This is a genomic window from Streptomyces sp. CLV115 (genome assembly GCF_038448545.1).
GTDB classification, from domain to species: Bacteria; Actinomycetota; Actinomycetes; order Streptomycetales; family Streptomycetaceae; genus Streptomyces; species Streptomyces sanglieri.
This window is the reverse complement of sequence record NZ_JBCEWQ010000005.1, coordinates 109,675-121,466: the sequence shown is the minus strand read 5'-3', so window position 1 is coordinate 121,466 and position 11,792 is coordinate 109,675. Positions and strand designations below refer to the sequence as shown.

Annotated in this window: 12 protein-coding genes; 1 reads left to right on the top strand and 11 read right to left on the bottom strand. The window is 71.1% G+C overall.

Annotated elements, in window-relative coordinates:
• Window positions 1–2: 2 nt before the first annotated feature.
• Entirely contained in the window at window positions 3–989 is a 987-nt protein-coding gene (locus AADR41_RS03420) for an aspartate carbamoyltransferase catalytic subunit (protein ID WP_342279861.1), read from the bottom strand.
• A gap of 92 nt (window positions 990–1,081) precedes the next feature.
• On the bottom strand, window positions 1,082–1,666 hold the full coding sequence (gene pyrR / locus AADR41_RS03415) for a bifunctional pyr operon transcriptional regulator/uracil phosphoribosyltransferase PyrR (protein WP_342279860.1): 585 nt from the start codon (window positions 1,664–1,666) through the stop codon (window positions 1,082–1,084).
• A 221-nt stretch (window positions 1,667–1,887) separates the two neighbouring features.
• On the opposite strand from pyrR, the gene bldD reads away from it, so the two are divergent.
• Window positions 1,888–2,388, top strand: coding sequence for a transcriptional regulator BldD (bldD, locus tag AADR41_RS03410; protein WP_014044812.1), 501 nt, complete (start codon window positions 1,888–1,890; stop codon window positions 2,386–2,388).
• A gap of 181 nt (window positions 2,389–2,569) precedes the next feature.
• Here the strand turns inward: bldD and nusB are convergent, their stop codons facing one another.
• The 9 genes from nusB to mltG form a co-directional block, all read right to left on the bottom strand.
• Window positions 2,570–3,001 carry a transcription antitermination factor NusB gene (gene nusB / locus AADR41_RS03405; protein ID WP_342279859.1) on the bottom strand — a complete coding sequence of 144 codons (432 nt, stop codon included), beginning with the start codon at window positions 2,999–3,001 and terminating at the stop codon, window positions 2,570–2,572.
• A 2-nt stretch (window positions 3,002–3,003) separates the two neighbouring features.
• A complete protein-coding gene (gene efp / locus AADR41_RS03400; RefSeq protein WP_093541039.1) occupies window positions 3,004–3,570 on the bottom strand; it encodes an elongation factor P in 567 nt (188 codons plus the stop codon).
• Between the two features lie 50 nt (window positions 3,571–3,620).
• Window positions 3,621–4,727: an aminopeptidase P family protein gene (locus AADR41_RS03395; RefSeq protein WP_342279858.1), complete on the bottom strand. Its 1,107-nt coding sequence runs from the start codon at window positions 4,725–4,727 to the stop codon at window positions 3,621–3,623.
• A 92-nt stretch (window positions 4,728–4,819) separates the two neighbouring features.
• Window positions 4,820–5,641 carry a Pro-rich N-terminal domain-containing protein gene (locus AADR41_RS03390; RefSeq protein WP_342279857.1) on the bottom strand — a complete coding sequence of 274 codons (822 nt, stop codon included), beginning with the start codon at window positions 5,639–5,641 and terminating at the stop codon, window positions 4,820–4,822.
• Between the two features lie 126 nt (window positions 5,642–5,767).
• Window positions 5,768–6,208, bottom strand: a complete 441-nt coding sequence (gene aroQ / locus AADR41_RS03385) for a type II 3-dehydroquinate dehydratase (RefSeq protein ID WP_342279856.1) — start codon at window positions 6,206–6,208, stop codon at window positions 5,768–5,770.
• Window positions 6,205–7,851 (bottom strand): 3-dehydroquinate synthase, encoded by a 1,647-nt coding sequence (gene aroB / locus AADR41_RS03380; RefSeq protein WP_342279855.1) that lies wholly within the window; start codon window positions 7,849–7,851, stop codon window positions 6,205–6,207. The genes aroQ and aroB overlap by 4 nt, the downstream gene beginning before the upstream one ends.
• Entirely contained in the window at window positions 7,848–9,032 is a 1,185-nt protein-coding gene (gene aroC, locus AADR41_RS03375) for a chorismate synthase (protein WP_342279854.1), read from the bottom strand. The genes aroB and aroC overlap by 4 nt, the downstream gene beginning before the upstream one ends.
• 145 nt (window positions 9,033–9,177) lie before the next feature.
• Window positions 9,178–10,014 (bottom strand): shikimate dehydrogenase, encoded by an 837-nt coding sequence (locus tag AADR41_RS03370; RefSeq protein WP_342279853.1) that lies wholly within the window; start codon window positions 10,012–10,014, stop codon window positions 9,178–9,180.
• Complete coding sequence (mltG, locus tag AADR41_RS03365) at window positions 10,001–11,755, bottom strand: endolytic transglycosylase MltG (protein ID WP_342279852.1); 1,755 nt, start codon at window positions 11,753–11,755, stop codon at window positions 10,001–10,003. Before mltG ends, AADR41_RS03370 begins: the two co-directional genes overlap by 14 nt.
• Between the last annotated feature and the right edge of the window lie 37 nt (window positions 11,756–11,792).

Below are 11,792 nucleotides of genomic sequence, written 5' to 3'. Positions count from 1 at the left end.
GGTTACTTGTTCTCCTCGGTACGGGACGGGGCGGCGGGGGCGGCGGATTCGTACCCGCCCAGCAGCAGGTACAGGACGGCCATGCGGATCGAGACGCCGTTGGCGACCTGTTCGACGACCGTGCACCGGTCGGAGTCGGCGACCTCGGCGGTGATCTCCATGCCGCGCACCATCGGGCCGGGGTGCATGACGACGGCGTGCCCGGGCATCCGCGCCATGCGGTCGGCGTCCAGGCCGTAGCGGCGGGAGTACTCGCGCTCGGTCGGGAAGTACGCGGCGTTCATCCGTTCGCGCTGCACACGCAGCATCATCACCGCGTCGGACTTCGGCAGCACCTCGTCGAGGCTGTAGCTGACGTCGCACGGCCACCGCTCGACGCCGACGGGGACGAGGGTCGGCGGGGCCACCAGGGTGACGTGGGCGCCGAGGGTGGTCAGCAGGTGGACGTTGGAGCGGGCCACCCGGCTGTGCAGGATGTCGCCGACGATGGTGATCCGGCGGCCTTCGAGGTCCCGGCCCAGGCCGCTGTCGGTCCCGACCAGGCGGCGGCGCATCGTGAAGGCGTCCAGCAGGGCCTGGGTGGGGTGCTCGTGGGTGCCGTCACCGGCGTTGACGACGGCGCCGTCGATCCAGCCGGAGGTGGCGAGGCGGTACGGGGCGCCGGAGGCGCCGTGCCGGATGACGACGGCGTCGGCACCCATCGCCTCCAGGGTCAGCGCGGTGTCCTTGAGCGACTCGCCCTTGGAGACGGACGAGCCCTTCGCGGAGAAGTTGATGACGTCGGCGGAGAGGCGCTTGGCGGCGGCCTCGAAGGAGATGCGGGTACGCGTCGAGTCCTCGAAGAAGAGGTTGACGACGGTACGGCCGCGCAGGGTCGGGAGCTTCTTGATCGGCCGGTCCGCGACCCTGGCCATCTCCTCGGCGGTGTCGAGGATCAGGACGGCGTCGTCGCGGGTGAGATCGGCGGCCGAGATGAGGTGACGCTTCATCTGGGTGTTCTCCGGGGGCTGGAGGGTTCAGGCATGCGGGCGTGCGGAAGCAGCCGTAGTGGCTCGTGGCGGGCCGTACGGGGGTGCTGGGGCTACTGCGCGCCCGTCGGGGCGGTCCGCTCCACACCGAGCAGCACGGCGTCCCGGCCGTCCTCCTCGGCGAGCTGGACCTTGACCGTCTCCCGCAGCGACGTGGGGAGGTTCTTGCCGACGTAGTCGGCGCGGATCGGGAGTTCGCGGTGACCGCGGTCGACGAGGACCGCGAGCTGCACCGCACGGGGCCGGCCGATGTCGCCCAGGGCGTCGAGGGCGGCGCGGATCGTGCGTCCCGAGAACAGGACGTCGTCGACGAGCACGACCAGCCGGTCCTCGATGCCCTCGCCGGGGATCTCGGTGCGGGCCAGGGCGCGCGCCGGGCGCAGCCGCAGGTCGTCGCGGTACATGGTGATGTCGAGGGAGCCGACCGGCATTTTTCCGCCGGTGATCTCTTCGAGCTTCTCGGCGAGCCGACGGGCGAGGAACACGCCCCGCGTCGGGATGCCGAGGAGGACCACGTCGTCGGCGCCCTTGGCGCGTTCGACGATCTCGTGGGCGATTCGGGTCAGTACCCGGGCGATGTCGGGAGCCTCCAGAACGGGGCGTGCCGCATTGCCGGTGGCGTCGTGCTGTGCGTCCATAAGAAACGGACCTCCTTCTCCGTCTCACGGGACGGACCTTAAAGGACGTCGAAATTGCGTCATCCACGTTACCAGGGCTTGCACCGGCCTCTGCTCCCGCCCCCGGGAGGTGCCGGTCCGGACCATTCGGCTTGACGCATCCAAGTAACGCTGCGTAACCTCACAGTGAGTTACCAGCAACGCGGCGGAGCCGCGAAATGTCCCAGCGTCCGGGGAGCCTTATGTCCAGCGAATACGCAAAACAGCTCGGGGCCAAACTCCGTGCCATCCGCACCCAGCAGGGCCTCTCCCTCCATGGCGTGGAGGAGAAGTCCCAGGGCCGCTGGAAGGCCGTCGTGGTCGGTTCGTACGAGCGCGGCGACCGTGCCGTGACCGTACAGCGCCTCGCTGAGCTCGCGGACTTCTACGGGGTCCCGGTCCAGGAGCTCCTGCCCGGCACGACGCCCGGCGGTGCCGCCGAGCCGCCGCCGAAGCTCGTCCTGGACCTGGAGCGTCTCGCCCACGTCCCGCCGGAGAAGGCCGGTCCGCTGCAGCGCTACGCGGCGACGATCCAGAGCCAGCGCGGTGACTACAACGGCAAGGTGCTCTCGATCCGCCAGGACGACCTGCGCACACTGGCCGTGATCTACGACCAGTCGCCGTCCGTGCTCACGGAGCAGCTGATCAGCTGGGGTGTGCTGGACGCGGACGCGCGTCGCGCCGTGGCCCACGAAGAGGGCTGACGCCCCGCTGAAGAAACGTGCCGCCGTGCCGGTGCGGTTCACCCCATCGGGTGCCCGCGCCGACACGGCTTTTTCGTGCGCGGCGGCCGCGCGGTGCTTCGCACGTGACCGGCCGCCGCACGCCGAAGGGCCCACGGTCGAGCGACCGTGGGCCCTTCTCCGGCTGAACGCCGCCCGGAGGCTACTGCTCCCGGCGGAGGTTCGGCTTGAGGTCCTTGAAGCGGGCCAGCAGCCCGTTCACGAAGGACGGGGAGTCATCGGTGGAGAACTCCTTGGCGAGCTGGACCGCCTCGTCGATCACCACCGCGTCCGGGGTGCCGTCCTCCCAGATCAGCTCGTAGGCGCCGAGCCGCAGGATGTTCCGGTCGACGACCGGCATGCGGTCGATCTCCCAGTCCACGGCATAGGTCACGATGAGGTCGTCGATCCGGTCCGCGTACTGCGCGTACCCCTCGACGAGCTCCATCGTGTACTCGGTCACCGGCGGCTGACGGGTGTCGGCCCGCGAGTGCCGCACCCAGTCCGCGAGGACCGTCTGCACGGACTCGCCGCGCTGGTCGGCCTCGAAGAGGATCTGGAAGGCGCGCTTGCGGGCCTTGTTCCGGGCAGCCACGGTTAGCTGTTCACCCGGCCGAGGTAGTCGCTGGTGCGGGTGTCGACCTTGACCTTCTCACCGGTGGTGATGAAGAGCGGGACCTGGATCTGGTAGCCGGTCTCCAGGGTGGCGGGCTTGGTGCCACCGGTGGAGCGGTCGCCCTGGACGCCCGGCTCGGTCTCCTGGATGACGAGCTCGACGGCGGCCGGGAGCTCGACGTAGAGCACCTCGCCCTCGTGCTGCGCCACGGAGGCGGTGAAGCCCTCGATCAGGAAGTTGGCGGCGTCGCCGACTGCCTTGCGGTCGACCATGAGCTGGTCGTAGGTGTCCATGTCCATGAAGACGAAGTACTCGCCGTCCATGTACGAGAACTGCATGTCGCGACGGTCGATGGTGGCCGTTTCGACCTTCACGCCGGCGTTGAACGTCTTGTCGACGACCTTGCCGGAGAGCACGTTCTTGAGCTTGGTGCGCACGAAGGCCGGGCCCTTGCCGGGCTTGACGTGCTGGAACTCGACGACGGACCAGAGCTGGCCTCCGTCGAGCTTGAGCACCAGGCCGTTCTTGAGGTCGTTCGTGGAAGCCACGGTTGCGGAATCTCCTGGACTGAAGCTGGTGGAACGACCGAGGATGCGCGCTAGAGCGCGAGCAGCTCCTTGGTCGTAATGGTGAGTAGCTCGGGTCCGCCGTCCGCCTCGGGGCGCACGACGAGCGTGTCATCGATCCGGACCCCGCCCCGGCCCGGGAGGTGGACCCCCGGTTCGACGGTGACCGGCACACAAGCGTCCAGTTTACCCATGGCCGCAGGTGCCAGCTGCGGGTCCTCGTCGATTTCGAGTCCCACCCCGTGCCCGGTCCAGGGCGCCAGACCCCCGCCGTGCCCCGCGGAGTCCAGGAGGTGCCGGGCCGCACGGTCCACGTCGCGGTAGGCCGCGCCCGGCACCAGGGCCTCGCGTCCGGCCCGCTGAGCGGCGAAAACCAGGTCGTAGAGCTCGATCTGCCAGTCGGCCGGCGTCGTCCCGATGACGAACGTACGCCCGATCTCGCAACGGTAGCCGCGGTAGTTCGCACCGAGGCAGACGGAGAGGAAATCTCCTTCCTCCACCCGCCGGTCCGAGGGGCGGTGGCGGCCCTGGCCCGAGTTCGGTCCGGTGGCCACGGAGGTGGCGAAGGCGGGGCCGTCGGCGCCGTGGTCCACCAGGCGGCGCTCCAGTTCCAGGGCGAGGTGCCGTTCGGTGCGGCCCACCAGGATGGACTCCAGGAGTTCGCCCAGGGCCTGGTCGGTGATCTCGGCGGCGATCCGCAGGCAGGCGATCTCCTCCTCGTCCTTGACCACCCGCAGCTGCTCGACGGTGGCGCCGAGATCGGCCAGCCTCAGCCGCGGGGCCACCGAGCCCATGGCCCGGTGGCGGGCGACCGTCAGATGGTGTTCCTCGACCGCCAGCGACTCCGCGCCCGAGGAGCCGGCCAGCTCGGCGGCGGCGACCGCCGGATCGCCGTCGGAGGCCGGCAGCGGCGAGACCCTCAGCTGCTCGTCGGTGCGCCCGTCGGCAGAATCACCGATCGGGTCCCGGGGAGAGAGCAGGACGTCCCCGCCGGGTCCGAGCAGCAGCACGGCACCTGGGGGCGCTCCGCCCGCGAGATAGCGGACGTTGGCGGGGCGGGAGACCAGAGCGGCCGCGGATCCGACGGCGGCGCACCGGTCGCGAAGCAGCCCGCGGCGGACGGCGTACACCTCTGACATGCCACGAGCCTACGAGTGGTGGCGCGGGCCTGCGCGGTCAGCGCACCCGACCGGGGGGCGGCCGGGCACCGGGGGTACCGCCCGGTGACGGTTCACCAGGTCGGCGGACTGGCTATGGAGCGGGCGAGAATGTCGTCCAGGACGCGGGCGGTGGTCTCCACGTCGTACGCCGAGTTGTCGATGATCGGCAGCCCGGAGCCGTACCAGCCGGCCATCCGGCCGTGGATCCTGGCGACCTCCTCGTCCGAGAGGCGGCGGTTCCCGCTGCGGGCGGCGTTGCGCTCCAGCACGATCTCCAGGCCGGGCAGCAGCACGACGGGCAGGAGCCCGGGGCCGACGTGGCGCTTCCAGCCGCCGAGTCCGACCACCGGCCGGTCGGGGAAGACCGCGTCGTCGAGGATGCAGGAGATTCCGTTGGCGAGGAAATTGCGGGCGGCGAAGCCGCAGGTGCGGCGGGCCAGGCGGTACTGGGCCTCGGAGTGGTCGTTCCACCCGGCCTGCGGGTCGGCGAATCCGGAGCAGACCCACTCACGGACGTCGTCGAGGCTGACGTGGGCGGTGGGCACCCGGCGACGGCTGGCCCAGAGCTTGGCCACGGTGGTCTTGCCGGCGCCCGCGGGGCCGATCAGGAGGACCGCGAGGGTCGCGCTGCCGGTGCCGGGTTCGGCGGGCGGCGCGGGCAACGGGACCGGTCCGCCGGGCGGCAGCTGGACGTGTCCCGTGGTCTCCCTGAGGGGCGGGCCCGGGGCATGGTGCGGGGCCGGCCCGCTCCAGCCGCCGGGCGCGGGCGGGGTGATGGGCGGCGGCCCCGGCGGACCGGGGTGGCCGGGGTGCCGGGCCTGGTGCGACCAGCCGACAGGTCCGCGTCCGGGTCCTTGGGGCGGCGGCAGCGGGGCCCCCACTGCGTGCTGCATCCGGTGCCACTCCGTCTCGTACAGGCAACTGGCGCTGATGGAACGGCAACCGTACCGTTCCCGGCCGCCGCTGGGACAACGGCCGGGAACGCGCGACGGTGCCCGGATGGCCGGGAAATCGGTTTGTCAGCCGGTCAGCTCGTCCGCGAGGGCGCGCAGGGCGAGGCGGTAGGAGCCGACACCGAATCCGGCCACCGTCCCCGTGGCCACCGGTGCGACCACGGAATTGTGGCGGAATTCCTCCCGTGCGTACGGGTTCGAGATGTGCACCTCGATCAGCGGGGCGGTGCGCTGGGCCGCCGCGTCCCGCATCCCGTACGAGTAGTGGGTGAAGGCGCCCGGGTTGAGAACGACCGGAATTGATCCGTCCGCGGCCTCGTGGAGCCAGCGGATCAGTTCCCCCTCGTCATTGGTCTCGCGGACGTCGACGTCGAAGCCGAGTTCCTTGCCGAGGGTGCGGCAGGTCTCGACGAGTCCGGCGTACGAGGTGGCTCCGTAGACGTCGGGCTCGCGGGAGCCGAGCCGGCCGAGGTTCGGGCCGTTGAGGACGAACACCCGGCGGGTCACGCCGACACCTCCCCGTAGGCGGCCAGCAGCACGGCCGGATCGGGCCCCTCCAGGACGGTGGGCTTGCCGAGGCCGTCCAGGACGATGAAGCGCAGCAGGTCGCCGCGGGACTTCTTGTCGACCTTCATGTTCTCCAGCAGCTTGGGCCACTGGTCGCCGCGGTAGGTGAGCGGCAGCCCGACGGACTCCAGGACGGCGCGGTGCCGGTCGGCGGTGGCGTCGTCGAGCCGGCCCGCCAGCCGGCCCAGCTCGGCGGCGAAGACCATGCCGATCGAGACCGCCGCGCCGTGCCGCCACTTGTAGCGTTCGTTCTTCTCGATCGCGTGGGCCAGGGTGTGTCCGTAGTTGAGGATCTCGCGCAGCCCGGATTCCTTCAGGTCGCTGGAGACGACCTCGGCCTTGACCCTGATGGCGCGTTCGATCAGCTCGGCGGTGTGCGGCCCGGTGGGCGTGCGGGCGCCCTGGGGGTCGGCCTCGATCAGGTCGAGGATCGCCGGGTCGGCGATGAAGCCGGCCTTGATGATCTCGGCCATGCCGCTGACGTAGTCGTTCACGGGCAGCGAGTCCAGCGCGGCGAGGTCGCAGATCACCCCGGCCGGCGGGTGGAAGGCGCCGACGAGGTTCTTGCCCTCGGCGGTGTTGATGCCGGTCTTGCCGCCGACGGCCGCGTCGACCATGGCGAGCACGGTGGTCGGCACGGCGATCCAGCGCACCCCGCGCAGCCAGGTCGCCGCGACGAAGCCCGCCACGTCGGTGGTGGCGCCGCCGCCGACGCCGACGATCACGTCGGTGCGGGTGAAGCCGGTCTGCCCGAGCGCCTTCCAGCAGTACGCCGCGACCTCGGCGGTCTTGGCCTCCTCGGCGTTCGGCAGCTGGATCGCGATGGCCTCGTAGCCCTGCTCGGCGAGGTCCTGGCGGACCGCCTCACCGGTCTCGGCGAGCGCCTCGGGGTGCAGCACCGCGACGCGCTTGGCACGGTCGCCGATGAGCGTGGGCAGCTCGCCCAGCAGCTGCCTGCCCACCAGCACCTCGTACGGGTCGGTGCCCGCGCTGCCTGCGATCCGGATACGGGTGGGGCCCTGCTCGGTCATGGCTGTGTTCTCCCGGCCGGGCGCGACGGGGTCGTCCGTGCGCTCCGGCAGTTCCAGTGCGTCGAGGACCGCCTGGGCGACCTCTTCGGGGGTGCGCTCGTCGGTGGCGACGGTCACCCGGGCCACCTCGGTGTACAGGTGGCGGCGGGCGTCCATCAGCTCCCGCCACTGCCGCCGCGGGTTGACCGCGAGCAGCGGGCGGGCGGTGTTCAGGCCGACCCGCCTGACGGCCTCCTCCACCTCCATCGAGAGGTAGACGACGGGGCGCCCGGCGAGCAGCTCGCGGGTCGTCGCGTCGAGCACGGCGCCGCCGCCGAGGGAGAGGACGCCGGTGTGCTCGGCGACGGCGGTGTGCACCGCGCGCCGCTCCAGCTCGCGGAAGTGCTCCTCGCCCTCGTCGTAGAAGATCTCCGGGATCGGCTTGCCTGCCGTGGCCACGACGTCCGCGTCGGTGTCCCGGTAGCCGGTGCCCAGCCGGCCGGCGAGCAGCTCACCGACCGTGGACTTGCCGACGCCCATCGGGCCGACGAGGACGATCAGCGGGCCGCTCATCGGATCTGGAGGTGGTCGAGGTACGACTGCACGTTGCGGTGGGTCTCGGCGACGCTGTCGCCGCCGAACTTCTCCGCGACGGCGTCGGCCAGGACCAGCGCGACCATCGCCTCGGCGACGATGCCCGCGGCCGGAACGGCGCAGACATCGGAGCGCTGGTGGTGGGCCTTGGCGGGTTCGCCGGTGACGACGTCGACGGTGGCGAGTGCGCGCGGCACGGTCGCGATGGGCTTCATCGCGGCCCGGACCCGGAGCAGTTCGCCGGTGGTCAGACCGCCCTCGGTGCCGCCGGAGCGGCCGGAGGCGCGCTTGATGCCGTCCTCGGTCACCAGGATCTCGTCGTGCGCCTTCGAGCCGGGAACCCGTGCCAGATCGAAGCCGTCGCCGACCTCGACCCCCTTGATGGCCTGGATGCCCATCAGGGCCGCGGCGAGCCGGGCGTCGAGCCGGCGGTCCCAGTGGACGTGCGAGCCGAGGCCGACGGGCACCCCGTACGCCAGCACCTCGACGACGCCGCCGAGGGTGTCGCCGTCCTTGTGGGCCTGGTCGATCTCGGCGACCATTTCCTTGCTCGCGTCGGCGTCCAGGCAGCGCACCGGGTCGGCGTCGAGCTTCTCGACGTCGGCGGGCGTCGGGTGGACACCGTAGGGTGCCTTGGCCGCGGCCAGCTCGACGACATGGCTGACGATCTCGATGCCGGCGGTCTCCTTGAGGTAGGACCGGGCGACGGCGCCGAGTGCGACGCGGGCCGCCGTCTCCCGGGCGCTGGCGCGCTCCAGGATCGGCCGGGCCTCGTCGAAGCCGTACTTCTGCATGCCCGCGAGGTCGGCGTGGCCGGGCCTCGGGCGGGTCAGCGGGGCGTTACGGGCCAGCTCGGACAGGACCGCGGGGTCGACCGGGTCGGCCGACATGACCTGCTCCCACTTGGGCCACTCGGTGTTGCCCACCATCACGGCGACCGGGGAGCCCATGGTGAGGCCGTGGCGGACCCCGCCGAGGAAGGTGACCTCGTCCTTCTCGAACTTCATCCGCGCGCCGCGGCCATAACCGAGCCGCCGCCGGGCGAGTGCGTCCGCCACCATCTCCGTGGTGATCGGGACGCCGGCGGGAAGACCCTCCAGCGTCGCCACGAGTGCGGGGCCGTGCGACTCCCCCGCGGTCAGCCAGCGCAACCTGCTCAACGGTGCTCCTCATGCTCGCGCCTGGAACTGCGACGGCGCGACCGGGTGCGCGGCCCTGGCCCGCCGCCCCCGATCCTCCCACGGCCGGGGACCGCGGCCCGCCGCCGGTCCATCAGACGGACGGACCGGCGGGCCGGAAGCACGGTCAGCGGGCGGCCAGCGCCTGTTCGCCGGCCCGGCGCATGGCGGCCAGCGGCGCCGGTGAGCGCCCCGTCATCTGCTCGACCTGGAGGACGGCCTGGTGCACCAGGAGGTCGAGACCTCCGATGACTGGGCCGCCGCGGGCCGTCCAGGCGGACGCGAGCCCGGTGGGCCAGGGCTCGTACAGCACGTCGAAGAGCGTGCCGGGACGCTCCGGTACGGCGCCCATCAGCCCGTCGGTGGCCCCGGCCGGGGTGGTCGCCACGACCAGCGGGGCGCGCAGGGCCTGCTCGGCCTCTGCCCAGTCGGCGATCCGGACGTCCACGCCGAGGCGCTCGCCCCAGCCGCGCATCTCGTCACCGCGCTCGCGACTGCGGACATAGGCCGTGACCGGTCCCGTGCAGATCTGCGCGAGTGCGGCGAGCGCGGACGAGGCGGTGGCGCCGGCGCCGAGGACGGCGGCGGACCCGGTCTTCTCCACCCCGCGTTCGCGCAGCGCGGCGATCATCCCGGGGATGTCGGTGTTGTCGCCGGTCAGCCGGCCGTCCTCGGTGAGGACGACCGTGTTGACGGCCTCCACCGAAGACGCGGTCCGGCTGACGGAGTCCAGCAGCGGAATGATCGCCCGCTTGAGCGGCATGGTCAGCGAGAGCCCGGCCCAGGTGGAGTCGAGCCCCTGGACGAAGCCGGGCAGCGCGGCCTCGTCGACCTCGAACCGGTCGTACGTCCAGCCGTCGAGGCCGAGTTCGGCGTACGCGGCCCGGTGGAGCACCGGGGAGAGCGAGTGCGCGATGGGCGAACCGAGGACGGCTGCCCGACGGCGCCGATCAGCCGAGGCCATGCTTTTCCTTGAACTTGTCGTTGAGCTTGTCGTGGTCGGCGGCCGTCTTGGTGAACTCCGTCTTCTTGCCGTCGAGCGAGATGAAGTACATCCAGCCGTCGCTGGTGGGGCTGAGCGTGGCGCGCAGGGCTTCGTCGCCCGGGTTGCTGATCGGACCCGGCGGAAGTCCCGCGTGGTAATAGGTGTTGTAGGGATCCGGGTTGGTCAGGATCTCGTTCGAACTGATCTTGATCTTGCTCTGCTTCTTGAGGTAATTGAAGGCGGAGTCGAATTGGAGCTTGCGGTTCGTGGCGATGTTGTCGGGCTTCAAGCGGTTGTAGACGACTTCGGCCATCTTGCGGAAGTCGTCGTGCGTGAGCCCCTCCGCCTGGACCAGGCTGGCGACCGTGAGGACCTGCCAGGGGCCATCCAGCTTGTACTTCTTGGCCGTTCCTTCGAGGTCGAGCTTCTTGTACTCGTCGTTGGACCGCTCGACCATCTTCTTGAGGATCGCCTCCGGCTTGGTCTCCTTCGTCACCGGATACGCGGCCGGGTAGAGGAATCCTTCCAGCGGATCCTTGATGTCCTTGTTCTTGCTCGCCCAGTCCGGCAGACCGAGGTCGGACGCATCGGACTTGGCGATGCCCTCGGTCGTGCCCGCCTTGAGGTCCAGCTTCTTGTCGACCAGCTCGTAGATCTGGACGTTGCGGCGTCCCTCGGGAATCACCAGAAGGTTCTGGCTCTTCGGGTCGACCATCATCTTGACGGCCTCGGCCGCGGACATCTTCGAGTGGAGGAGATACACCCCGGCCTGGATCGACTTCCCCTTGGGGTTCTCGCCCTGCGCGGAGACGAACGCGTCGACGCTCTTGACGACACCCTGCTTCTTCAGGATGTTGCCGATGTCGTAGCCGAAGGCTCCCTTGGGGATCTCCACCTCGACCGATCCGGAACCGCTGCCCGCGTAGTCGGGCGCCGCGCCGAACTTGTCCTTCCAGTACGAGTAGCCGAAGTAGCCCGCCCCGCCGAGGCCGCCGACCAGGACCAGCGAGACGACCAGACAGGCACAGCCGTTGCGGCTCTTCTTCTTGCCCTTGCCCCGGCGCTCGTTGCCGCCGCGGCTGCCGCGGCGCGACTCACGCGGGTCGTCGTCGTGGTCGTCGTCCTTGCCGTCGCCGTTGTCGTCGCGGTCGCCTTCGTCGTCGGCGCCCGTGAAGAACGGGTGGGTCTCCTCCGGCTGGACCTCGGGGTCCCAGTCCGGAGTCTGCGTCGGGGCCTGCTGGGGAGCGGCCTCACGACGGCCCGGGGGCTGCGGCGGCGGATACGCCTCCGGCGTGCCGTAGTAGTCCTGCGTCTCCCCGTAGCCGCCCTGTCCGCCGTACGGGTCGGCAGCCGGCTGGGCGTCGTACGGCATCGCGGCGGGCTGCTGCCCGGTGCCCCAGCCGCCGTTGTCGTACTGCGGCTGCTGGGGCTGCTGCGGCTGCTGCGGCTGCTGCGGCTGCTGCGCATACGGATCCTGCGGGACTCCGTAGCCGGGTTGCTGCTGCTGGTAGTGCTGCTGCGCGTACGGATCCTGCGCCTGCGGCTGCTGGGCGTACGGGTCCTGCTGCTGCGCGTACGGATCGTGCGGGTAGGGCTGCTGCTGGCCGCCGTACTGGCTCTGGCCGTGGGGGGACTGCTGTCCTCCCCATCCCTGGTCCCCGTACAAGGGGTCCTCGGGATGCCACGGTTCGGAGCCGGGGCCCCGGCCATACTCAGTCATCGATCCCCTAGAGCCGCGAGACGACGTTCCGTCTCTT